Source organism: Deltaproteobacteria bacterium (assembly GCA_016874755.1).
Taxonomy (GTDB): Bacteria; Desulfobacterota; Binatia; order UBA9968; family UBA9968; genus DP-20.
The window spans coordinates 77,561-100,392 of record VGTH01000016.1 but is presented as its reverse complement, the minus strand read 5'-3'; the positions used below and the strand labels follow the sequence as shown (position 1 = coordinate 100,392).

The following is a 22,832-nucleotide window of genomic DNA, read 5'->3' as shown; positions in this document are numbered from 1 at the left end:
GGTTACATTCCTAGCTCGCGTTGGGTTTCCTTTAACAGCGTCATATCATGAGCAATCGCAACTGGCACATTGGTTTTCTTGGTCTGTTGTTGGATGAAGCCCCATTCAATGCTCAAATCTTCGTCGGTGAGCAGGCCGTTTTTGCTGAAGCCGGGCTTGGCCAGTTCCAACGAGCGGGCGGCGTCTTTCTCGGTGGCGCGGGTCCAGTCGATGAGAATCTTCAGCGTGTCGCGCGGATGGCTTTGCAATAGCTGCAAGCTGCGCAGCGAGGCGCGCAGCACGCGCTTGATTAAATCTGGCTCTTTCTTGATTTTTTCTTCGTGCACACCAAATCCGGCAATCGGGTTGACGACGATCTCGGCGGTGTTGCCGAGCAAACGATAGCTGCGGTTTTCCAACTGCACATTCGACGGCAGCGGCATCAAGCTGCCCTGCACGATATTTTTCTCCAGCGCCGCGGTGCGCGCCGGGGTCGGGCCCATGGCGAGCAGCTGATAGTCGCCTTTTTTCAAGCCCAAGTGTTGCAGATGTTTTTCCGTAAGAATCGCCTGCGTGTTGCCAAAGGAGCTGACGGCAAACACTTTGCCCTTGAGATCGGCGTTGGATTGAATCTCCGGCCGCACCACCAACGAAAATAGCGGGCGCGAATTCATCGCTGCAACGAGTTTGGTGCCGAGGCCTTGCATGGCGCCATTTAGCACGGGGGATTTGTTCAACGAAAAGTCGATATGGCCGTTGGCCAGCGCGACGGTGGCGACGTTGCCGTTCATCTGAATCAGCTGCGGCTCCAAGCCTTCGGCGCGAAAGAAGCCTTTATCGATGGCAACTCTCACCGGGAACCAGGTCATGCTGACGGCGGAATAGGAGAAGGTGACTTTGCGCGGTTCGGCGCCGTGGGCGACCCGCAACAATGCGAAGAGGAAAGCTAAAGCGAGAAATGCGTGTTTTGTCATAGCTTGGGATGGCACCACGAAGGCACGAAGGTCACGAAGGTCGGAAATATTTGTAGCAAATCTTTTCTTGCCTTCGTGTCCTTCGCGTCTTCGTGGTGAAAATTACTCTTTAGTCGGATGCTCGATCGGCAGATCGGTGCGGTCGCCCCATTCTTTCCACGAGCCGATGTAGTTGCGCACCTTGGCAAAGCCGAGCAGGCGCAGCGCGATATAAGAGTGGGCGGCGCGATAGCCGCCTTGGCAGTACGAATAGACCTCTTTGTCAGGCGTGATGCCGGCTTTGTCGTACAGCGCTTTTAACTCTGCGTTGGATTTGAACTTGCCGCTGCCGTCGAGGTTGTCGGTCCATTCTATATGGATCGCGCCGGGCACGGCGCCGCCGCGGGCGGCGCGCACTTGGATGCCGAAGTATTCGCCTTCGCTGCGGGTGTCGAGTACGGCAATATTTTTTTTGCCGAGGGCGTGTAACAGATCGTCCGCTGTCGAGAGCACGTCGCGCCGTTCGGCGGTTTTCAAACTGGCGGCTTTGGGAGTTGTCGCTGCGGTAGTGACCGGCGCGCCGGCGGCTTGCCACGCTTTATAACCGCCGTCGAGCATCTTGACGTTGGGGTGGCCGTAATATTCTAGAAACCACACGCCGCGCGCCGCGCGCATGCCGGAGTTGTCTTCGTAGAAGATCACTTCTTTGTCCGCGCTGATGCCGCGCAGCTCGAGCACGTGGTGGATCATGAACATGAACGCTTTGAGCGGCGCGGCGCTGGTGTCGACCAGGCTCAGGCCAAATAAATCGAAATGGGTCGCGCCGGGGATGTGGCCGTTGGCGTAGTCTTCGGCGGGTCGCGTGTCGACGATGGACAAATTGCCGCTCGGCAATTTCTGTTGGAGCTGTGGCACCGTGATCAGCAGCGTCTCGCGCGTGTATTGCTTTTCCATAGGCTCCCTATAACACTAGAGGAAATGGCACTGCAAATCTCGATGGCGCGACGATCGCGTTTGGCGTTCTTGTCGGCATTGATCGCCTGCTGGTTTGGCGCCAGTGCCTTTACCTATCAGCTTGCGCTACCCGGCCGGAAGTTAGTGTTCCCAACCGATCACTATTCCCATCCCGATTTCAAAACCGAGTGGTGGTACTACACCGGCCATTTGACCAGCGCGAGTGGCAAGCCGTACGGCTATCAAGTGACGTTTTTTCGCTTTGGTTTGCGCGACAAACAAGACGTGAAAAGCCAACCGCTGTTTACCGACCTTTATATGGCGCACTTTGCGCTGTCGGACATCGCCGCGAAGAAGTTTACGTTTCGCGAACGGATTCAAAGGGGCATCGGCGACAAAGCCGGCGCGGCCACCGATCGCTACCTGGTGTGGAATGAGAATTGGAGGGTCAGCGGCGCCGGCAACGATCATCGGATCGTAGTCAGCGATCGCGGCACGGCGCTCGATCTTAATCTCAAGTCGCGGAAGGCTCCGGCGCTGCACGGCGACAACGGCCACAGCCAAAAGGGCGAAGGCGAGGGGCGGGCGTCTTACTATTATTCGCTAACGCGCCTGCAGACCGATGGCGAGCTGACGGTTGCCGGTAAAACCGAAAAAGTTTCAGGGCTCTCCTGGATGGACCATGAGTTTGGCAGCAACCAACTGCGTGACGATCAAGTCGGTTGGGATTGGTTTAGTCTGCAATTGGATAATAACAGCGAAGTGATGTTGTATATGATGCGCCGCAAGGACGGCAGCATCGATCTCCATTCCAGCGGAACCCTGATCGACAAGAACGGCGCGACCAAGCATTTGACCAAGCAAGACTACCGCATCGAGGTGCGCGAGCGCTGGAAGAGCCCGAAGAGCGGCGCCCACTATCCGATAAAATGGCGGGTTGCCATTCCGAGCGAGTCTGTCGAGCTGGAGATCACGCCGGCCTTTGCCGAGCAGGAGTTGATCACCAACCGGAGCACGCGGGTGACCTACTGGGAAGGGGCTGTGCAAGTCGCCGGCACGGCGCGCGGCGCGCCGATCAAAGGCAAGGGCTACGTTGAAATGACCGGATACGCGGGGAAGCTGAATATCTAAATGGCGACGTCGCTGGAGACCAAGCTTTTACAAGCCAACGATCAGCATGGGTTGTGGCGACCGGGCGAGCGCGTTTTGGTTGCGGTCTCGGGCGGTCCGGACTCGATGGCTTTGCTGCACTTGCTTTCGGAGCTGCGTCATGAGGTTTCGCTGCACCTTGAGGTCGCCCACCTGGAGCACGGTATCCGCGGCGACGCAGCCAAGAATGATGCCCGTTTTGTCGAAGAAGTAGCGCGCGATTTACAACTGCCATGTCACTTAAAGGAGATCGATTTGCCGCGCCTTAAGTCGGCCGCCGGCAAAGGCAATCTGGAAGCGCTGGCGCGGGCTGCGCGATACCGCTTTTTCGCCGAGGTGATGCAGCGGCAGGGCTTGGCAAAGGTTGCCACGGCGCACACGCTCGACGATCAGGCAGAAACGGTGCTTATGTGGTTCTTGCGTGGTGCCGGAATGAAAGGTTTGGCCGGCATCGTGCCGCGGCTCGAAGTCGAGGTTGGGCCCGACGCCAAGACAACAAAAAAGATCACGGTTGTCCGCCCCCTGTTGGCAATCTCCAAGGCGGAGCTGCTCGACTATCTGGCGAGCAAAAATTCCGCGTATCGCGTCGACGCTACCAATGCGGACACTGCTTATCTACGCAATTGGCTGCGCCTGGAATTGCTGCCGACGCTGCGCGCTCGGTTAGATGAGCGCTTGCCGCGGCGCTTGAGCCAGCAGGCGGGACTCTTGCGCGAGGAAGACGCTTTTCTTGACGAGCTGGCGCGCGTCAAGCTCGATGGTCTGCGTCATGGCGAAGCGCTTGATCGAGAGCGCTTGCTGCGGGAGCCGCTGGTCTTGCAAAGACGTATTGTGCGACTTTGGCTTTGTGAGTTGCGCGGTAAGTTATCCGGCCTTGACTATGACCATTTGGCCGCGATTTTGCGTTTGGCTAGAGGCGAGGCGCCGCAGGGGCGTTTAGCTTTGCCTGGCGGCCGCGAGTTAATTTGTGAGTATGGGAGGCTCAAACTCAGGGACACTAGGAGAGGGCGCGCAGGAAGCTGCTACACCTACGTACTAACCGTCGGTAAAACCCTCCATATTCCAGAAGCTAGCCTGGAAATCGTCAGCGAATGTTCGGCAGCGGCGAATTCGCCCCTGCCGGAATCTTTGACGCAAGCCATTTTCGACGTCGCGTTCTTGACAGGGCCTCTGATGGTGCGCAACTTCCGCAACGGCGATAGCTTCCAACCCTTGGGTATGACCGGACACAAAAAAGTGAAAGATCTATTTATCGATGCCAAGCTGCCCCTCGGAACTCGCGCGGTCTTGCCACTGTTGACGATGGGAGAGCAGGTGCTGTGGATTCCTGGACATGGACGCAGCGAATTGGGTAAGGTGACAGCGCGAACCCAGGCGGTGGTCCGTTTCAAAACGGTGCGGGTGCCCGTCTAAGTACAAGAATTATTTGTTGAACTGATAGGTGGGCTATGTTAACATTTTTTTGTTTCAATCATCAGGGAGGACTCGCTTGAGTCAGTCATCGAAACATATTGCGCTATGGCTCGTCCTAGCGCTGGTTTTTCTGGTTATTTTTAGCGTCTTCAGCAAACAGCATGGACGTGAGCCGGAGATTGTCTTCAGCGAATTCATGGGTTCGGTGGAGCGCGGCGACGTTCAGGAAGTCGTCATTCAAGGTCACAACATCCAGGGCAAATACAAAAACGGCGAGCGCTTCCGTACCTTCGCGCCCAACGATCCGGAGCTGGTCAAATCACTGCGCGAAAAAAATATCAAAATCGCGGCCAAGCCGGAGGAAGATTCCCCTTGGTACATGGTGCTGCTGCTCAACTGGTTCCCGATGCTTTTGCTGATCGGTGTGTGGATCTTCTTCATGCGCCAGATGCAGGTCGGCGGCGGCAAAGCGATGTCGTTCGGCAAGAGCCGCGCGAAATTGCTGACCGAGAATCAGCACCGGGTGACTTTTAGCGACGTCGCCGGAGTCGATGAAGCCAAGGACGATCTGCAAGAAATTATCGCGTTTTTGAAAGACCCGAAGAAATTCACCAAGCTTGGCGGCCGTATTCCTAAAGGCTGTCTGTTGGTGGGCCCTCCGGGCACGGGCAAGACGTTGCTCGCGCGGGCGATCGCCGGTGAAGCCGGGGTGCCGTTCTTCAGCATCAGCGGTTCGGACTTTGTCGAGATGTTCGTCGGCGTCGGCGCGTCGCGGGTGCGCGACCTGTTTGTACAAGGCAAAAAGAATGCGCCGTGCATTATTTTCATCGATGAAATCGACGCAGTTGGGCGCCACCGTGGTGCCGGCCTGGGCGGCGGTCATGACGAGCGGGAGCAAACCCTCAACCAATTGCTCGTCGAAATGGACGGCTTCGAAGCCAACGAAGGCGTTATATTGATCGCCGCTACGAACCGTCCCGACGTGCTCGATCCTGCTCTGCTCCGCCCCGGTCGCTTCGACCGGCGCGTGATTGTGCCGCGGCCGGATGTAAAGGGCCGTGAGGGCATCCTGTCGGTTCATACGCGCAAGGTGCCGGTGGGAACTGATGTTGATATCGGCGTGTTGGCGCGCGCCACACCGGGTTTCGCCGGCGCCGACCTTGAGAACTTGGTGAATGAAGCGGCGTTGCTGGCAGCGCGCAATAACAAAGATAAAGTCGACATGGACGACTTCGAGTTGGCCAAAGACAAAGTTATGATGGGCGCCGAGCGCCGTAGCATGATCATCAGCGACGAAGAGAAGCGCAATACGGCTTACCATGAGGCTGGCCATGCGTTGGTTGCCAAATTGCTGCCGGGCGCCGATCCAATTCATAAAGTAACGATCATTCCGCGCGGCATGGCTCTGGGCTTGACGCAGCAACTGCCGATGGATGAGAAACACACCTACGCCAAAGAATATTTGCTGAACAATTTGGTCATTCTTTTCGGCGGCCGGGTCGCCGAAGAGCTCGTCTTGGAGCATATGACCACCGGTGCGGGCAACGATATCGAGAAGGCCACCGACTTGGCGCGCCGCATGGTTTGTGAATGGGGTATGAGCGAAAAGCTCGGACCGATGACCTTTGGTAAGAAGGAAGAAGAGATCTTCCTGGGCCGCGACTTCACCCAAAAAGTCGAATATTCGGAGAGCACCGCCATCGAGATCGACAGTGAAGTGCGGCGCATCATCCAAGAGAGCTATCACAAAGCCAAGGACTTGCTGAAGACCAATTTGCGGCTGTTGCACAAAGTCGCCGAGATGTTGCTTGAGAAAGAAGTTCTCGACGGATCGGAAATTGACACGATCGTCAAAGAGTTTGGCGGGAACGGTGGCGCCCCGCTGACTCCATCGGCTGCCGCGGCGATGGCCTAAGCAAGCCCGCCGGGGTCACGCCAGCCTTCCTTTCGCCCGTCATTCACTTTCAGTTCTAATCTTCGCCGCGAGTCCTGACGGGCTCGCGGCTTTATTATCACTCGGCAGTTTAACTGGAAAACTGCCGCGCGGTTTTTTGGGAATAGATTCTGCATGTCGGTTGGCAGACAAATGCAAGCGAATCACGGTCACACCGCAATCAACTCCTGTGACGGGGCCGCTGGGCCGCGGACGCCGGCACGGCGTGGGTCGCAGTTGCAGACACGCCATGGTGTGCTCGACTACGGGCGGCAGACGCTGGTCATGGGAGTGCTCAACGTGACTCCCGATTCGTTCTATGACGGCGGCCGTCGGCTCGATCCCGGGCGCGCCATCGACGATGCTTTGCGAATGGCTGCCGACGGCGCGGCGATCGTCGACGTCGGCGGCGAATCGACCCGTCCGGGGGCCGAGCCGGTCTCCACGAGTGCAGAGCTCGATCGGGTGCTGCCGATCATCGAAGGTGTGCGGCGCCAGTCGGCGGTGCCGATCTCCATCGATACGTACAAGGCAGAGGTGGCGCGGGCCGCGCTTGCCGCTGGGGCGGACATTGTCAATGACATCAGCGCGCTGCGCTTCGATCCGGCAATGGCTGGACTGGTGGCACGCGAGCAGGTGCCGGTGATTCTCATGCACATGCAAGGCACACCGCGCACCATGCAGGGTGAGCCGCGCTATGACGATGTCGTGCAGGAGGTCCGCAGTTTTCTCTTGGCGCAGACCAACCTGGCGATGGGCGCAGGCGTGGCGCGCGAGCGCATCGTGATCGACCCGGGTATCGGATTTGGTAAAACCTTGGAACACAATTTGCGGCTGTTGCGTGAATTGCCGGAGCTGGTGACGGTAGACCAACCGCTCCTGGTCGGCGCGTCGCGCAAGCGCTTCATAGGCTATCTGCTCAATTTGGAGGCCGACGAGCGGCTCGAGGGCAGTCTGGCCGCGGCGGTAGCTGCCGCGCTGGCCGGCGCGAATCTGGTGCGTGTGCACGATGTCAAAGAAACCGTGCGCGCCGTGCGCATCGCCGACGCCATTCGCTTTGGCTCCACGAAACAGGCATAGCTAAAAACAGCAGCGCGGACACCATGAAAAACTTAGAGTAGTCGCGATTTCCCATGCTGGAGCTGATTCGACAAATTCGCTGGCAAGACCTGGTCGACATCGGCATTATTGCATTTGTCGTATACCGGATGCTGCACATCGTGCGCGGCAGCCGCGCCATGCAAATGATCGTCGGCCTGGCGGTCATCTTGGTCGCCTACGTTTCCTCACGCGCCTTGGGTTTGTTCACCCTCAACTGGATCCTCGATAATTTTTTGGGCTCGATCATTTTGGTCATCATTGTGATTTTCCAAAGCGACATTCGCCGCGCCCTCACCCAGGTCGGCACCGCGCCAATCTTCGGCGCAGCCGAGCGCCTGGTGCAGCGCCGCGAAGACATACTCGAAGAGGTCGCCCAGGCAGCGGTGGCGCTGTCGGAGAAAAAAGTCGGCGGCCTGATCGTCATCGAGCGCGACGTCGGTTTGAACGAATATATGGAAATCGGCACGCGCCTCGACGCGCGGGTGAGCCGCGAGTTGCTCGAAAGCGTTTTCCTGCCCCACTCACCGATCCACGACGGCGCTCTCGTCATTCAAAAGGGCCGGGTGACGGCGGTGCGCTGTCTTTTGCCGCTCAGCACTAATCCTAATCTCAAGAAAAGCTGGGGCACGCGCCACCGCGCCGCCATCGGTGTGACCGAAGAGACCGACGCCGTGGCGATTGTGGTTTCCGAGCAAGAGGCGACCATCGCTTTGATCATCGGCGGCAACGTCACCGAGAATATCGACGGCGCGCGTTTGCGCACGGCGCTGCGGGGGCTGATCAAATAGCATGAAGATGAAGCGCCTCTGGGAAAAGATCGTCTCGGCTTTCGGCAGCAACTTCGGCCTGAAGGCGCTGGCGTTGATCATTGCCGCCGGTCTGTGGTTTGCCGGCCATCGCGATATCGAGCGCGCGGTCGAAGTGCCGGTGGAGCTGCGCAACATTCCGCCCGATCTCATGGTCGTCGACAATCGCGTTGACTTCGTGGTCTTGCGGCTGGCTGGGCCGCGCACGTTGGTGTCGACGATCGATTCCGCTGAGCTGAAACTGACCCTCGATATGAACGGCGCTAAGTCGGGCGCGGCCAGCTATTCGCTGACGTCGAGCTCGTTCAGTATCCCGCGCGGTGTGACGGTGGCACGGATTACGCCGCCAGTGGTGCATCTACGTTTGGAGCCGGTGCTCAAGCCCAAGCTGCCGGTCAGCGTTAGACTCTCCGGCCGGCCGACCACGGGTTACCGCGTCAGCAAAATCAGCAGCGAGCCGGAGATCGCCACGGTGGAAGGTCCGGCGGACGACGTGCGGCGCTTGGCCGTGATTGAAACTCTGCCGATCGATATCGAAGGCGCCAGGGGCGTGATCAAGCGCAAGGTGCGGCTTGCCTCCGATGGCAAGCAGCTCGCGTTTGTCCCAGATCAAGTGGCGGTCACGATTGTCATCGAAGAGGAGGAAGGCGTCCGGGAGTTTCCCCGCGTCGATGTGCACGCGCTGGATTTTGCCGGGGTCTACGATGCCAATCCCAAGACGATTTACGTGAAATTGATTGGACCTAAAAACGCGCTGGATAAGCTCGAGCTGGGAGCGGCGCAAGTTCAACTGCCGCTCAAGGGTTTGGGGCCCGGCGAACATAATTTACCGTTGAGTTTTAATTTGCCTCCTGGAATAAAGGTTGTGGAGCAAAAACCGCAACGCATCCGGGTGCGCATTATCAAACCTGCGCCATGATGGATGTAGGGAGACGACCTCAATGAGCGATAAAGTGAGCGAAAAAAAGCAAATCAAACGTCGCCTGTTCGGCACCGATGGAGTTCGTGGTGTCGCCAACGAAGAGCCGATGACCTCAGAGATGGCGCTCAAGCTCGGCCGGGCCATCGCCAAGGTGCTAAGCGATCCGATCGCACACCAACGGCCCGATTCAGGCCGCAGCATGCCGCCATCGAGCTCGATGCTCTATTCCGAGAACGAAAAGCATCGCTATAAGATTTTGATCGGCAAGGATACCCGGCTGTCCGGCTACATGTTGGAGACTGCGCTGGCATCGGGAATCTCGTCGATGGGCGCCGACGTTTTGCTGGTCGGTCCGTTGCCGACGCCGGGGGTGGCGTTTCTCACCCGCAGCATGCGGGCGGATGCCGGCGTGGTGATCTCCGCCTCGCATAATCCGTTCGAAGATAACGGCATTAAGTTTTTTTCCTGGGACGGCTTCAAGCTTCCCGATCAAGTGGAAGCCCGCATGGAGGAGATGATTTTCTCCGGCGAAACCGATCGCGCCCGCCCGACCGGTTCCGAGATCGGCAAAGCCTACCGGATTTCCGACGCGGTGGGGCGTTACAACGTTTTTGTCAAAAATAGTTTTCCGCGCAACCGCACGCTCGAAGGCCTCAAAATCGTCGTCGATTGCGGCCATGGCGCCTCGTACAAAGTCGTGCCAGAAGTCCTCACCGAATTGGGCGCCCATGTGCTGCCCATCGGTGTGCAGCCCGACGGCGAAAATATCAACCGGCGCTGCGGCGCGCTCCATCCGGAAAATGCCCGCGACGTGCTGCTGCACGAGCAGGCGGATATCGCCATTGCGCTCGACGGCGACGCCGACCGGGCGATTTTCGTCGACGAGACCGGCGATATTCTCGATGGCGATCAGGTGCTGGCGATGTGCGCCTTTGACATGTTGGAAAAGGGCACCTTGAAGGGCAATACCGTGGTGGCTACCGTGATGAGCAATCTCGGGTTGGAGTTGGCGTTAAAGCCCAAGAAAATAAATCTGCTGCGCACCGAGGTCGGCGATCGCTACGTGGTCGAGCGCATGCTCGAGGGCGACTATAGCCTCGGCGGCGAACAGTCGGGTCATATTCTCTTCTTGGATCACAACACGACCGGCGACGGCGCCATTACTTGCCTGCAGGTGCTGGCGCTGATGGTCGAAAAGAGCAAGCGGTTGAGCGAGCTCAAACAAGCGATGACGCGCTTGCCGCAGGTGCTCGTCAACGTCATAGTGCAGGAGCGGCGCGATTTTGGCCGCATGCCGAAAGTGACGAAAAAAATCGCCGAAGTGGAGCAGGCGCTCAACGGCCGCGGCCGCACGCTGATCCGCTATTCGGGCACGGAGATGCTCGCGCGCGTCATGTTGGAGGGCGAGCAGGAGCCCAAGATTCGCGCGATGGCGGAAGACATCGCCAACGAGATCCGCGCCGAGATCGGCACCAAGGCATGATCCGCCTCGGCATCAACGTCGATCACGTCGCCACCGTGCGCCAAGCGCGCGGCATCGACATTCCCGATCCGGTGGAAGCCGCGCTGCTGGCGGAGAAGGCCGGCGCAAACGGCATCACCGTGCATCTGCGCGAGGACCGGCGCCACATTCAAGAACGCGATGTTTTAACTCTACTCAAGCGAGCCCGGACCAAGGTTAATTTGGAAATGGCGGTGACGCCGGCGATGGTCGCTCTTGCGGCGAAGCACAAGCCAGCCGATGCCTGCTTTGTGCCGGAGAAACGCGCCGAGCTGACCACTGAAGGGGGCTTGGACGTGGTGCGCCATCGGGGCAAAGTGGCGGACGCCGTCGCCAGGCTGCAAGACCGCAGTGTGAACGTCGCCCTATTTATCGACCCCGTCAAAGCCCAGATCGACGTCGCCCGCGAAGTCAACGCCCACGCCATCGAGATTCACACCGGCACGTATTGCAACGTGAACGGCGCCAAACGCGAGAAAGAATTGCGCACCATCGTTGAAGCGGCGCGCTATGCCAAAAGTCTGGGCCTCGAAGTCCACGGCGGCCACGGTTTGAACTACGAAAACGTCCAGCCGATTGCGCGCATCCCGGAGATCGTCGAGTTGAATATTGGCCACAGCGTCATTGCGCGAGCGGTAATTGTCGGAATTCAGCAAGCCGTGCGGGAGATGAAGAACCTTTTAAATCGTGCTCATAGCTCGTGACTCGTGCTCGTGGAAGAGTTCGCACGATTTTGGGGTTCCACGAGCACGAGCGACGAGTCGCGAGCACGACTATGATCGTCGTTACTTCCCAGCAAATGCGTGAGCTGGATCGCTTGACGATCCAGAAGCATGGCGTGCCCAGCTTGACGCTGATGGAGCGGGCCGGCGCAGGCATCGCTCAGGCGATTCTTGAAAAATTTGGCAAGGCCGCCAAGCGCGGTGTTTTGATCGTCTGTGGCAAGGGCAATAACGGCGGCGACGGTTTCGCCGTTGCTCGACTGCTCAAGAAGAAGCGCATTCCGTGTGAAGTTGCCTTGCTGGCGCGCCAAGAACAACTCTCGCCTGACGCTGCGCACAATCTCAGACTCTTTCTCAAACTCAAAGGCAAAGTCTCTGAAATTGCTGCCGATCAGCTGTTCTTGCTGCAGCGGTGCATCCACGCCAAAGGTTTGCTAGTGGACGCCATTCTCGGCACCGGCATGAAGAACGAGGTGCGCGGCCTCTTCGCCGAGGCGATCAACTTGATGAACGCTTCCGGGCTGCCCACCATCGCGGTCGATATTCCTTCCGGGCTGGATACGGATCGGGGCGTGCCACTAAGTGTATCGATTCAAGCGGAGATGACGGTGGCGCTCGGCTACGCCAAACTGGGCGAAGTGATCCACCCTGGGTTGGATTACTGCGGTGATTTGGTCGTGGCCGATATAGGGATTGATCATCGTGCGCTCGATGAAGTCGCACCGAAAACGGAGCTACTGACGGCCAAGCAAGTTGCGACGCTTGTGCCGCGCCGCGGGGCCGACACGCATAAGGGGACCTACGGTCATGTGGTCGTCATGGCCGGCTCGCGCGGCAAAACCGGCGCGGCGATACTCGCCTGCCGGGCGGCGATGCGCACGGGAGCGGGCCTGGTGACCCTGGCGGCGCCGCGCGGGTTGAACAATATTTTCGCTTCGTCGTTGATCGAAGTTATGGCCGAGCCATTGGCAGACAACGGCAGCGACGAAATGGATGCTTTAAACGATGATGATTGGCGGCGGCTGCTGGACCGCAAAAGTTCATTTCTCTTTGGCCCCGGTATTGGTATGACCGACACGACGCGCAACACCCTGTGTTGGCTGCTGCGCAATCTCGACATACCGTGGGTTATCGACGCCGACGGCTTGAATAATCTGGCGCTGGAACTCGACCGTTTGCGCCATGCCAAGGTGCCGCCGGTTCTTACGCCCCATCCAGGCGAAATGGCGCGCCTGCTTGGCACCAGTAATTCCGCCATTAACCAAAACCGCGTCGAGGTCGCCCGCGAATTTGTGACGAAACATCATTGCCATCTGGTGCTCAAAGGTGCGCGCACCGTGATTGCCACCGCCGATGGTAAAGTCTTTATCAATCCCACCGGCAACCCGGGCATGGCCAGCGGCGGCATGGGCGACGTTTTGGCCGGCATTCTGGCTGCCTTGCTTGGACAGGGGCTGCCTCCTGAAGACGCCATGAAGCTTGGGGTCTACCTGCACGGCTTCGCCGGCGACCGCGGTGCTGCTAGCCGCGGCCAAATCGGACTTATTGCGTCTGATATCATCGATGGCCTCCCCTCTGGCCTGCGCGACCTGGCAGTGATAGATTCTTAGACTCGAATTTTTCAGCGGAATATATTACTTGTGCGTATGGAAAGCGCTGCATCGGCGCGCTCAGAGCGCTTGGTAAGCCGTTCTGTCGAGCAAACCAAAAGATTTGGCAAAAGGTTAAGCAAGCTGCTACAAGGCGGTGAAATCATTGGCCTTGTCGGTGAGCTGGGTGCTGGTAAGACGAGTTTTGTGCGGGGCTTGGCGGAGGGGCTGGGGGTCGGGAAGGAAGGTTGGATTCGCAGTCCGACCTTTACTTTGATCAACGAGTACCATGGCCGGCTGCCGATTTATCATATCGATCTTTATCGTATCGAGAATCGCCAAGCGCTCGAGAGCTTGAACCTGCGCGAGTATCTCTACGATGATGACGGGGTGAGCTTGATCGAATGGTTTGAGCGTTTGCCGGCGGACGAGGTCGACGAATATTTGGAGATAAACATCGTCCATCGCGCAGGCAGAGAGCGCGAGATTGTTTTTCGCGCACATGGCGAGCGGTACGAGAAGATCTTGCAGGTTTTGAGCGGGCATTAATCTTCGTGGCTCGTGCTCGTAAAATTCCGAAATCGAGCGACGAGCACGAGCCACGGGCACGATTGGGGTTATTAGGCGTGGCATTGTTAGTTCAAAAATACGGCGGCACTTCGGTGGGTTCCATCGACCGCATCCAAAACGTCGCACAGAAAGTCGCCGCCGCAAAAAAAGCCGGCAACGATGTAGTCGTGGTGGTCTCGGCTATGGCGGGAGAGACCAATCGCTTATTGGCCCTGGCCAACGAGATTTCGCCAATGCCAGACGAGCGAGAAAAGGACGTGTTGCTCGCCAGCGGTGAGCAGGTTTCGGTGGCGCTCTTGAGCCTTGCGCTCAAGGAAATGCACCAGCCGGCGCGATCTTATCTCGGCCATCAGGTGCGCATCGAAACCGACAAGGCCTACGGGAAAGCGCGCATCGTGAACATCGATTCGACGAAAATCGTGAAAGCGCTCGACACCGGGGAAGTCGTCGTCATCGCCGGTTTTCAGGGAGTCGACGAAGACGATAACATCACGACCCTTGGCCGCGGGGGGTCGGACACTAGCGCGGTGGCGTTGGCAGCGTTTCTGAACGCTGCTGCTTGCGAGATCTACACCGACGTGGAAGGTGTGTTTACCACCGACCCGCGGATTTGCCCGAAGGCCAAAAAGCTGCAAAAGGTGTCCTACGATGAAATGATCGAGCTGGCCAGCACCGGCGCCAAGGTTTTGGAAATTCGCTCGGTGGAGTTCGCCAAAAAATATAATGTGCCGGTGCATGTGCGGTCGACTTTTTCGCAGGTCGAAGGCACCTGGCTCGTCGAGGAGGATGACAGCATGAGCGACGTGTTAGTGTCCGGGGTGGCGTGCGACAAGAACGAGGCCAAGATCACGCTCCTGCGGGTGCCGGATAAGCCGGGTCTGGCGGCGCGGATTTTCGGTCCCATCGCCGACGCACATATTGTCGTTGACATGATTATCCAGAACGCCAGCGAAGACGGCACCACCGATTTGACTTTTACGGTGCCGAAGGTCGACCATCAAAAGGCGCTCAGCATCGTCGAAAAGAGTCTGCCAGGGTTGCACGCACGGGGTCTTAAAGTCGATACCGATATCGCCAAAGTCTCCGTCGTGGGCGTGGGTATGCGCACACATGCCGGTGTGGCGGCGACGATGTTCCAGACTTTGGCGCGCGAGAATATCAACATTCAAATGATCTCGACTTCTGAGATCAAGATTTCCGTGGTGATCGACGGCAAACAATCGGATCAAGCTGTGCGCGCGCTGCACCAAGCGTTTATCGAGAACTAGAGGGCTTTCATGAAGGATGTTCTGCTCTACGACACGACTTTGAGGGACGGCTGCCAGGCCGAGGACGTTTCGTTCACGCTGGAAGACAAGCTGCGCATTACCGACAAACTCGAAGAGCTGGGCATCGACTACATCGAAGGCGGCTATCCGGGCTCCAACGAGCGCGACGCCGACTTTTTCAAGCGCGTCAAGAAACTCAAGCTCAAGAAAGCCAAAATCGCCGCCTTCGGCACGACGCGCAAATACGGCATCAAGCCGGCGCAGGATTTCAATCTCAAAGTTCTTTTGCAGGCCGACACACCGGTGGTGACGTTGGTCGGCAAGACGTGGGACTTGCACGTGCGCGACGATCTACGGATCGCCTTGAAGGCCAATCTGGAAATCATCTCCGACTCCATTGCGTACATGAAAAAGCGCGTCGATGAGGTGATGTTCGACGCCGAGCATTTTTTTGATGGCTTTCGCGCCAATCCGGAATACGCGCTGGAATGTCTGCAAGCCGCCCAGGAGGGCGGCGCCGATTGGATCGTGCTGTGCGAAACCAATGGCGGCCGGTTACCCGGCGAAATTCGTGAGGCGTTGACCCAGGTGAATCGTGCGATCCGCACGCCGCTGGGCATTCATTGCCATAACGACGGCGAGCTAGCGGTGGCCAACACGCTGGCCGGCGTGGAGATGGGCGTCACTCAGGTGCAAGGCACGATCAATGGCTTCGGCGAGCGCTGCGGCAATATGAATTTGATTTCCGTGATCGGCAACTTGCAGCTCAAAATGGGCAAGAATTGCGTCACGCCGGCGCAGCTCAGAAAACTGCGCGAGGTCTCGCAGCTATTTTATGAGCTCGCCAACATTCAGCCGAACAAGCGCCAGGCCTACGTCGGTGACAGCGCCTTTGCGCACAAAGGCGGCCTGCATGTTTCCGGCGTGCTCAAGAATCGCGAGACCTACGAGCACATCGACCCGGAAATCGTCGGCAACCGCCAGCGCGTCTTGGTTTCCGATCTGGCGGGGCGCAGCAACGTCGTCTACAAGGGCAAGGAGTTCGGCATCGATCTAAAAGACAAGGGCGACGCAGTCAAAGAGGTTTTGCGCCGGACCAAGGAGCTCGAAGGGCAGGGCTACGAATTTCAGGCGGCCGAAGCCTCGTTTGAACTATTGGTCCAGGAGGCGCTGGGCAAGAAGAAAAAGAATTTTTCGTTGATCGGCTTTCGCGTCATCGATGAGAAGCACCAGGAAGGCGACGCGCCGATTTCCGAAGCGACGATCCAGGTGAAAGTGGACGGCGTCGCCGAGCACGCCGCGGCCATGGGCAACGGCCCAGTCAATGCGCTGGATCAAGCGCTGCGCAAGGCGCTGACGAAATTTTACCCGTCGCTCAAGCAGGTCGAGCTGCTCGATTACAAAGTGCGCGTGCTATCATCGGGGGAAGGCACCGGCGCGGTTGTGCGGGTCTTGATCGAATCGGGCGATGGCAAAGACAAATGGGGCACGGTCGGCGTCTCCCACAACGTCATCGAAGCAAGCTGGCAGGCGCTGGTGGATAGTATCGATTATAAACTTTACAAGGATGCAAGACATTAAGAAGGCAATAGGCAGGAGGCGATAGGCAGCAGTCAGAATCGGAAAACTGAATTTCCTACCATTGCCTATTGCCCATTGCCTAACTTCCGTTGCAAATGTGGTCCACGCTTAAAGAAGATGTCCGGACGATATTCGAGCGCGATCCGGCGGTGCGGTCGGCGTGGGAGATCGTGCTGGCCTATCCGGGCTTTCATGCGGTGTTGCTGCATCGCGTGGCGTTTTGGCTTTGGCACTTAAACTGCCCGACGTTTGCGCGCATCGTCAGCCACCTCGGGCGCTTTTTAACCGGCATTGAAATTCATCCCGCGGCGCAGATTGGCCGGCGGTTTTTTATCGACCACGGTATGGGCGTGGTAATTGGGGAGACCACCGAGATCGGCGACGACGTAACGATCTATCAAGGCGTGACGCTGGGCGGCACCTCGACGCAGCGGGTCAAACGCCACCCGACCATCGAAGACTCGGTGACGATCTTTAGCGGCGCCGCGGTGCTTGGGCCGGTGACCGTGGGGCGCCATAGCCGCATCGGCGCCGGCTCGGTGTTGGTGACTTCGGTGCCAGAGCACTCGACGGTGGTCGGCATTCCCGGCCGGGTGGTGAAAAGCGAAGCGCGCCACACGCCGGCGGGCAAAGCGATTATCGATCTCAACTCCGCCGATCTGCCCGACCCGATCGCCAAAGCGATCGGCAGCCTCGCCGACTACGTCGAAAAACTGGAGAAGCGCATCGAAGAGATCAGCGCTCGCGAAGGCGGCCTCGAAGAGAAAGTCGCCGAAGAGAGCAAAGCGCTGAGCGAAGTGAAAGAGCAGCTGAGAAACACCGGTAGCTAAGAAAAATTTGTTTCGGGTTCCGGGTTTTGAGTTTCGGGTTGAACTCCGGAGAGCTCGAAACCCGAAACTCGAAACTCGAAACAATTCCGCACATGTTTAGTAAACGCAAAATAGTCGTGGCGATGAGCGGTGGCGTCGACAGTTCCGTGACGGCCGCGCTACTGGTCGAGCGGGGGCACGAGGTGCTCGGCGTATCGCTGCGCATGTGGGAGGGAAATCAGGGGCCGAGAATTTGCTCGGATCATCGCGGCGCCAAGGAAGTCGCCGAGTATTTGGGGATTCCCCATACGATCATCGACTTGCGCGGCAAGTTCGCCGAAACCGTGGTCAAGCCATTTGCCCAGGACTATCTGCATGGCCGCACGCCCAACCCTTGTGTTGCCTGCAATCGCGATTTCAAGCTCGGCACTCTGCTCGGTTGGGCGGCAGAGCAGGGCGCCGACTACGTCGCCACCGGCCATTATGCACAGCTGATTCATGACGACTGCGGCGGGCGCACTCAGCTTTTGCGCGGCGCCGACCGCGCTAAGGACCAATCCTATTTTTTGTTTGCACTGTCGCAAGCGCAGCTAGCGCGGACGTGGTTTCCCCTGGGCGCCATGAATAAGAGCGAAGTCCGTGAGAAGGCCAGAGCGCTGGCACTGCCAGCGGCGGAGCGACCGGAGAGCCAAGACATCTGCTTTGGCGACTACAAAGCGCTGGTCGCTACCTATGCGACCGAGAGTGAAACCGCCGGTGGCGATGTGGTCGACCGCGCGGGCAAAGTGTTGGGCCAGCATCAAGGCATTCACAGCGTCACCGTCGGGCAGCGCCGTGGCTTGGGAATTTCCTCGTCCGAGCCGCTCTATGTAGTTGAGATCGACGATGAGTCCAAGCGAGTTGTGGTGGGCAGAAAGAACGAACTCAGTTGCGCTGGATTGACGGCGCGCGCCGTCAACTGGATCCATCCGATTGACGCAGAAAGTTTTTCAGGCGAGGTGCAGGTTCGCTATCGCGCGCCGGCGGTGCCATGCACGATTTTTCCTAGAAACAGCGGCGAGTGCGAGGTGCATTTCGCAGAATCGTTTCCTGCCGTTACGCCGGGGCAGGCGGCGGTGTTTTATCGCGGTGACGAAGTGCTGGGCGGCGGCTGGATACAATCCGCAATCCGCTAACGGATTGCGGAATCTCAAATTTCAGATTTCAAACCGGTTTGTCTGAAATTTGAAATCTGTAATCTGAACGAAGTGAAGAAGAAGTGAAGATTGCCATCACGACTCTCGGTTGCAAAATCAACCAATACGATTCCGCGGTGATTCAAAACCGCTTGGAAGCGAAGCATTCGTTCGTGCCGTTCGACCAAGCGGCGGACTGTTACATCATCAATACCTGCACGGTGACCGATCGCGCTGACTGGGAGGCGCGCCAGCTCGTGCGGCGCGCCAAGCGGCTCAATCCCGATTCTAAGATCTTAGTTACTGGCTGCTACGCCCAGGTGAGTGCTCAGGAAGTTGCCCAGGTTCCTGACGTTGACTACGTCGTCGGGCTCAACCGTTTGGACGACTTGCTGCGCTTTGTCAATGCGCCGCTGCAGCGGGTCGGCGCCGAAGTCGCTGTCAGCGACGTCAAGCGCGAGCGCGGCGTCGCCGTGCTCGGCACGCGCGCGCTACCGGGCCACACGCGGGCGTTTCTGAAAATCCAAGAGGGCTGCAACTACACCTGCACTTATTGCATTATTCCAACCGCGCGGGGTTTGAGCCGCAGCGTGCCGCCGCGTGAAGTGTTGGAGCAGGTGCGGGTGCTGGCCGATGCCGGTTACCGCGAGATCGTGCTTACGGGCATTCACCTGGGCGGCTACGGGCATGATCTGACGCCGCGGCTCGATTTGACGGCGTTGCTGGAGATGATCGTCAGTCGCGGACTGATTTCGCGCTTGCGCTTGAGCTCCCTCGATCCCCGTGAAGTGCCCGATCATCTGCTCGATCTGATGGCGAGCGACGAAACGATCTGCCCGCACTTGCATGTCTGTGCCCAAGCCGGCGATGACCAAGTGCTGAAAGAGATGCGGCGTAATTACGACACGGGATATTATCGCGACTTACTGCTGAGAGTGCGCGAGCGTTTGCCCGACGCCGCGTTGGGCAGCGATATCATCCTCGGCTTTCCTGGGGAATCGGATGCGGCCTTTGAGCGATCGGTTGAATTCTTTGCGGCGCTGCCGTTGACTTATTTTCACGTCTTCCCGTACTCCAAACGGCGCGGCACGCCGGCGGCTGCGATGCTTAATGCAGTGCCAGCTCATCTGATCAAGAGTCGCGCGCGCCAGTTGCGCGCGCTGGGCGCGCGCAAAAAAGAGCAGTTTTGCCGCAGTTTTCTGGGCCGGACGGTGTCGGTGCTGGTCGAAGAGAAGATCGAAAAACAGACCGGCGCGCGGCGCGGTTTTAGCCGCAACTATTTGCCTGTCATTGTGATGAGCAACGACGATCTTGGCAATCGCGAGGTCGATGTCGAGCTCGCCGGCTACGTGAACGGTATGCTGCTGGGACGAGCTCTGGCTTCCCCCCTTCACAGTGAAGATCCTGCGTAGGTGTCTTTGAACGAGCAAGCACAATTAGTCACTCTGCAAAATGAGTTGGGCTATCATTTTTCCAACTCCTCCCTGCTGGTTCGCGCGCTGACCCATGTTTCCTTTGAGCGGTTAGAGAGCGACGGCCACAACGAAGTCCTGGAGTTTCTTGGCGATGCTGTGCTCGACTTGGCGATGAGCGACCTGCTCATGCGCAGTTTCCCGACGCGTAGCGAGGGCGATCTGTCGCGCATGCGCGCCGCCCTGGTCAACTCCACAGTGCTGGCGGAAAAAGCGACAGTTTTGAATCTCGGCGCGCTCCTGAGGCTCGGCAAGGGCGAAGCCCGCAGCGGCGGGCGCACGAAAGCATCTATTCTTGCCGGCGCTTTTGAAGCGCTGCTCGGCGCCGTGTATCAGGACAGCGGTTTCGAGGCGGCGCGCCGTTTGGTGGAGAAATATTTCGCCGGTGATTTGTCGGGTAAGAAGCTCGGGCACCACGATTACAAGACCCGCCTGCAGGAAATCAGCCAAATGATCTTCCGAGCGCCGCCGGCCTATCGCTTGGTGGAGGAACTCGGCCCCGACCACGACAAGCAATTTGTCACCGAGATTGCCGTCGGCGGCACAGTCCTCGGCCGCGGCGCCGGTAAAACCAAGAAGCAGTCCGAGCAAGAAGCAGCGCGGCTGGCAATGGCCGAGCTGCAACGCAGTGGCACGGTGAGCGCGGAAGATTTGGATGCGGAAGATTAACCGGAACGCAAAAAAGGACTCGCCACGAAGGCACGAAGAGCACGAACGTAAATGATCTACTGAGCAAGCTACTTTTCCTAGCTTGGTTTTCTTTGTGTCTTCGTGGTGCAAGTCTGTTTTTATTCGACCATGGCTGACCTCAGCACCGATGTGCTCATCGTCGGCGCCGGCGGCGCTGGCATGTACGCGGCAATTGCCGCGGCGCGCGCGGGCGCATCGGTCATACTGCTCGATAAGAGTCTGGTCGGGCGCGGTGGCGCGACCGTGATGGCGCAAATGACCGTCGCCGTCGCGCTCGGCGCGCAGGAGCCAGACTCGGTTGACCTACATTTCCAAGACACGTTGAAAGCGGGGCGTGGTTTGTGCAGCGAGCCGCTGTCGCGCCTGCTTTGCGAGAATGGCCCGCAGCGCATTCTCGAAATGGCAAGCTGGGGCACGCGCTGGGCGCGCGAGGACGGCCATATCAAACAGGAGATGGCGCCGGGCCACAGCGTCAAGCGCTGCTGCTACGTCGATTTCCTCAACACGGGCCCGGCGGTGGCGGCGACGCTGCGGCGCAAGGTGAGCGAAGTATCCGCCATTCGGCGCATCAGCAACATCGCGGTTGTCGAAGTTCTGGTTCGCGATGGTCGGGCTTTCGGCGCCATCGGTGTGAATCTCAACGACGGCGAGTTTGTTATCTTTCATGCCCGCAGTGTGATTCTTGCCGCCGGCGGCTTGACCAAACTCTACGCCCGCAACAGCGCATCGGCGAACATGGGCGGCGAGGCCTACGCACTGGCGCTCTGGGCCGGTGCTAAGCTTGTCGATATGGAGTTTGTGCAGTTTTTCCCCATCGGTCATCTGGCGCCGCGCCTGGTGGGCATGGACCCGATCATGTGGGACCCGTTTCGCTACAAGCTTGGCGGCAAGCTGCTCAACGGTAACTTCGAAGAGTTCGTCGATCGCTACGGCGGCCAAGATTTCGGCAAGTACACCGCGACGCGCGATCTGGCCGCCTATGCGATTCTTAAAGAAGTCGAAGGCGGACGCGGCACGCCGCACGGCGGCGCCTATCTCGATTTTCGCCATATTCCGGAAAGCCAGCTGCGCGCCGCCTTTGGTCCGGTCATCGACCGGCTGCTGACCAACGGCATCGACCTGACCAAAAATGTCGTCGAGGTCGGGCCCATGGCGCACTATCACATGGGCGGCATTCATGTCGCCCTAAACATGGAGACGCGCGTCGAGGGATTGTTCGCCGCCGGCGAAGCGGTTGGTGGTGCCAACGGCGCCAACCGGTTGTCCGGCAACGCCATCACCGAGGCGCTGGTGTTTGGCGAAGTTGCCGGCAGAGCCGCGGCGCAACGCGCGCTCGGTACCACTGCAAGCCAATTCGACACCACAACGATCGACGATGCGTTGCAGTCCTTGCGCGCGTTGAAAACTACCGGGCATTCGAATGGCGTTCCGGCCATCGAGCTGCAAACTGAGCTGCAACAACTCATGTGGGAAAAGGTCGGACCCTTTCGCACCGAGGAGAAATTGTCTTTGGCTTTGGCGCGCATTCGCGCCATGCGCCTTGATGACTTGGCTCGGCTGCGCTCGGCGGCTTCGGCGAGCTTCGATCTCGAGTTGCAGGATCGCTTTGAGCTGCGCGCCATGCTGCTTTGCGCCGAAGCGGTGGTGGTGGCGGCGTTGGCGCGCCGCGAGAGCCGCGGCGCGCATCAGCGCGAAGACTTTCCCGACAGCGACGACGGCTTTCTGAAAAATCAAATCATCGAGCTGCGCGCCAACGCATTGGCAGCGCGCTTTATGGCGCCGCAAAGAATCAAAGGCGAGCGCCCAACATGACCGAGGCCGCACAACACACCGCAAACTTGCGCATCCGGCGCGGCGCTCCGGGTGAGGCGGCGCGCTACGATGAATTTGCCGTTCCTTACGAAGAGGGCATGTCGGTGCTCGATGCCCTGCGCTGGATTCGCGCTCATCGCGATAGCACCTTGGCGATTCGCTACAGCTGCCTCAACGCTAACGCCTGCAAGACCTGTATGGCGTTAGTCAACGGCGAAGTCGAGTACACATGCATCGCCAAACTCACCCCAGAGATCATGACCATTGAGCCGTTGCCAAAGCGACCGCTTTTGCGCGACCTTGTCACGGATATCGTGCCCGCCGACGAGAATCTCTGACTTTTTTGCGACCGCCAAGCCTTTTACACGACCAAGGATCTAGGCCGCCGACGATATTATTGCCCATCGCGGCTCAACGCGGTGGCTTTGTGTGG

At 58.7% G+C, this 22,832-nt stretch carries 20 protein-coding genes; 18 read left to right on the top strand and 2 right to left on the bottom strand.

The genetic code is table 11. The features are described from left to right. Window positions 1-2: 2 nt before the first annotated feature. Both FJ145_11995 and FJ145_11990 read right to left on the bottom strand, forming a co-directional pair. Window positions 3-953, bottom strand: coding sequence for an ABC transporter substrate-binding protein (locus tag FJ145_11995; protein MBM4262137.1), 951 nt, complete (start codon window positions 951-953; stop codon window positions 3-5). Window positions 954-1,055: 102 nt separating this feature from the next. After that, entirely contained in the window at window positions 1,056-1,886 is an 831-nt protein-coding gene (locus FJ145_11990; protein MBM4262136.1) for a sulfurtransferase, read from the bottom strand. Here FJ145_11990 and FJ145_11985 point away from each other — a divergent pair. The 18 genes from FJ145_11985 (at window position 1,746) to FJ145_11900 (ending at window position 22,737) form a co-directional block, all read left to right on the top strand. Beyond that, complete coding sequence (locus FJ145_11985; protein ID MBM4262135.1) at window positions 1,746-3,017, top strand: carotenoid 1,2-hydratase; 1,272 nt, start codon at window positions 1,746-1,748, stop codon at window positions 3,015-3,017. The two genes, FJ145_11990 and FJ145_11985, sit on opposite strands and share 141 nt — an antisense overlap. Next, a complete protein-coding gene (gene tilS, locus FJ145_11980) occupies window positions 3,018-4,448 on the top strand; it encodes a tRNA lysidine(34) synthetase TilS (protein ID MBM4262134.1) in 1,431 nt (476 codons plus the stop codon). A gap of 76 nt (window positions 4,449-4,524) precedes the next feature. Further along, on the top strand, window positions 4,525-6,363 hold the full coding sequence (locus FJ145_11975; GenBank protein ID MBM4262133.1) for an ATP-dependent metallopeptidase FtsH/Yme1/Tma family protein: 1,839 nt from the start codon (window positions 4,525-4,527) through the stop codon (window positions 6,361-6,363). Window positions 6,364-6,534: 171 nt separating this feature from the next. Then, complete coding sequence (folP, locus tag FJ145_11970) at window positions 6,535-7,461, top strand: dihydropteroate synthase (GenBank protein ID MBM4262132.1); 927 nt, start codon at window positions 6,535-6,537, stop codon at window positions 7,459-7,461. Window positions 7,462-7,514: 53 nt separating this feature from the next. Further along, window positions 7,515-8,270: a TIGR00159 family protein gene (locus tag FJ145_11965; protein MBM4262131.1), complete on the top strand. Its 756-nt coding sequence runs from the start codon at window positions 7,515-7,517 to the stop codon at window positions 8,268-8,270. Window position 8,271: 1 nt separating this feature from the next. Next, complete coding sequence (locus FJ145_11960; protein ID MBM4262130.1) at window positions 8,272-9,207, top strand: hypothetical protein; 936 nt, start codon at window positions 8,272-8,274, stop codon at window positions 9,205-9,207. Between the two features lie 22 nt (window positions 9,208-9,229). Then, the gene (locus FJ145_11955; protein ID MBM4262129.1) at window positions 9,230-10,693 is read left to right on the top strand and encodes a phosphoglucosamine mutase; all 1,464 of its coding nucleotides are present in this window, start codon (window positions 9,230-9,232) and stop codon (window positions 10,691-10,693) included. Next, window positions 10,690-11,415 carry a pyridoxine 5'-phosphate synthase gene (locus tag FJ145_11950; GenBank protein MBM4262128.1) on the top strand — a complete coding sequence of 242 codons (726 nt, stop codon included), beginning with the start codon at window positions 10,690-10,692 and terminating at the stop codon, window positions 11,413-11,415. The genes FJ145_11955 and FJ145_11950 overlap by 4 nt, the downstream gene beginning before the upstream one ends. A gap of 71 nt (window positions 11,416-11,486) precedes the next feature. Beyond that, a complete protein-coding gene (locus tag FJ145_11945; protein ID MBM4262127.1) occupies window positions 11,487-13,043 on the top strand; it encodes an NAD(P)H-hydrate dehydratase in 1,557 nt (518 codons plus the stop codon). 36 nt (window positions 13,044-13,079) lie between these two features. Then, window positions 13,080-13,571, top strand: coding sequence for a tRNA (adenosine(37)-N6)-threonylcarbamoyltransferase complex ATPase subunit type 1 TsaE (gene tsaE / locus FJ145_11940; GenBank protein MBM4262126.1), 492 nt, complete (start codon window positions 13,080-13,082; stop codon window positions 13,569-13,571). Between the two features lie 77 nt (window positions 13,572-13,648). Further along, window positions 13,649-14,860 (top strand): aspartate kinase, encoded by a 1,212-nt coding sequence (locus FJ145_11935; GenBank protein ID MBM4262125.1) that lies wholly within the window; start codon window positions 13,649-13,651, stop codon window positions 14,858-14,860. 9 nt (window positions 14,861-14,869) lie between these two features. Beyond that, the gene (locus tag FJ145_11930) at window positions 14,870-16,441 is read left to right on the top strand and encodes a citramalate synthase (GenBank protein ID MBM4262124.1); all 1,572 of its coding nucleotides are present in this window, start codon (window positions 14,870-14,872) and stop codon (window positions 16,439-16,441) included. 95 nt (window positions 16,442-16,536) lie between these two features. Next, entirely contained in the window at window positions 16,537-17,271 is a 735-nt protein-coding gene (cysE, locus tag FJ145_11925) for a serine O-acetyltransferase (GenBank protein ID MBM4262123.1), read from the top strand. A 92-nt stretch (window positions 17,272-17,363) separates the two neighbouring features. Continuing rightward, window positions 17,364-18,425: a tRNA 2-thiouridine(34) synthase MnmA gene (gene mnmA, locus FJ145_11920; GenBank protein MBM4262122.1), complete on the top strand. Its 1,062-nt coding sequence runs from the start codon at window positions 17,364-17,366 to the stop codon at window positions 18,423-18,425. A gap of 83 nt (window positions 18,426-18,508) precedes the next feature. Beyond that, a complete protein-coding gene (gene mtaB, locus FJ145_11915) occupies window positions 18,509-19,837 on the top strand; it encodes a tRNA (N(6)-L-threonylcarbamoyladenosine(37)-C(2))-methylthiotransferase MtaB (GenBank protein ID MBM4262121.1) in 1,329 nt (442 codons plus the stop codon). Window positions 19,838-19,843: 6 nt separating this feature from the next. Continuing rightward, complete coding sequence (gene rnc / locus FJ145_11910; protein ID MBM4262120.1) at window positions 19,844-20,566, top strand: ribonuclease III; 723 nt, start codon at window positions 19,844-19,846, stop codon at window positions 20,564-20,566. Between the two features lie 129 nt (window positions 20,567-20,695). Then, window positions 20,696-22,399 carry an FAD-binding protein gene (locus FJ145_11905; GenBank protein ID MBM4262119.1) on the top strand — a complete coding sequence of 568 codons (1,704 nt, stop codon included), beginning with the start codon at window positions 20,696-20,698 and terminating at the stop codon, window positions 22,397-22,399. Further along, window positions 22,396-22,737 (top strand): 2Fe-2S iron-sulfur cluster binding domain-containing protein, encoded by a 342-nt coding sequence (locus FJ145_11900; GenBank protein MBM4262118.1) that lies wholly within the window; start codon window positions 22,396-22,398, stop codon window positions 22,735-22,737. Before FJ145_11905 ends, FJ145_11900 begins: the two co-directional genes overlap by 4 nt. The last annotated feature ends 95 nt before the right edge of the window (window positions 22,738-22,832 follow it).

What these genes read in the sequence shown, in the direction of transcription:
- FJ145_11995 (MBM4262137.1), bottom strand. Translation starts at nt 953, where the DNA reads ATGACAAAACACGCATTTCTCGCTTTAGCTTTCCTCTTCGCATTGTTG.
- FJ145_11985 (MBM4262135.1), top strand. Translation starts at nt 1,746, where the DNA reads ATGGGTCGCGCCGGGGATGTGGCCGTTGGCGTAGTCTTCGGCGGGTCG.
- FJ145_11990 (MBM4262136.1), bottom strand. Translation starts at nt 1,886, where the DNA reads ATGGAAAAGCAATACACGCGCGAGACGCTGCTGATCACGGTGCCACAG.
- tilS (MBM4262134.1), top strand. Translation starts at nt 3,018, where the DNA reads ATGGCGACGTCGCTGGAGACCAAGCTTTTACAAGCCAACGATCAGCAT.
- folP (MBM4262132.1), top strand. Translation starts at nt 6,535, where the DNA reads ATGCAAGCGAATCACGGTCACACCGCAATCAACTCCTGTGACGGGGCC.
- FJ145_11965 (MBM4262131.1), top strand. Translation starts at nt 7,515, where the DNA reads ATGCTGGAGCTGATTCGACAAATTCGCTGGCAAGACCTGGTCGACATC.
- FJ145_11960 (MBM4262130.1), top strand. Translation starts at nt 8,272, where the DNA reads ATGAAGATGAAGCGCCTCTGGGAAAAGATCGTCTCGGCTTTCGGCAGC.
- FJ145_11955 (MBM4262129.1), top strand. Translation starts at nt 9,230, where the DNA reads ATGAGCGATAAAGTGAGCGAAAAAAAGCAAATCAAACGTCGCCTGTTC.
- FJ145_11950 (MBM4262128.1), top strand. Translation starts at nt 10,690, where the DNA reads ATGATCCGCCTCGGCATCAACGTCGATCACGTCGCCACCGTGCGCCAA.
- FJ145_11945 (MBM4262127.1), top strand. Translation starts at nt 11,487, where the DNA reads ATGATCGTCGTTACTTCCCAGCAAATGCGTGAGCTGGATCGCTTGACG.
- tsaE (MBM4262126.1), top strand. Translation starts at nt 13,080, where the DNA reads ATGGAAAGCGCTGCATCGGCGCGCTCAGAGCGCTTGGTAAGCCGTTCT.
- FJ145_11930 (MBM4262124.1), top strand. Translation starts at nt 14,870, where the DNA reads ATGAAGGATGTTCTGCTCTACGACACGACTTTGAGGGACGGCTGCCAG.
- cysE (MBM4262123.1), top strand. Translation starts at nt 16,537, where the DNA reads ATGTGGTCCACGCTTAAAGAAGATGTCCGGACGATATTCGAGCGCGAT.
- mnmA (MBM4262122.1), top strand. Translation starts at nt 17,364, where the DNA reads ATGTTTAGTAAACGCAAAATAGTCGTGGCGATGAGCGGTGGCGTCGAC.
- FJ145_11905 (MBM4262119.1), top strand. Translation starts at nt 20,696, where the DNA reads ATGGCTGACCTCAGCACCGATGTGCTCATCGTCGGCGCCGGCGGCGCT.
- FJ145_11900 (MBM4262118.1), top strand. Translation starts at nt 22,396, where the DNA reads ATGACCGAGGCCGCACAACACACCGCAAACTTGCGCATCCGGCGCGGC.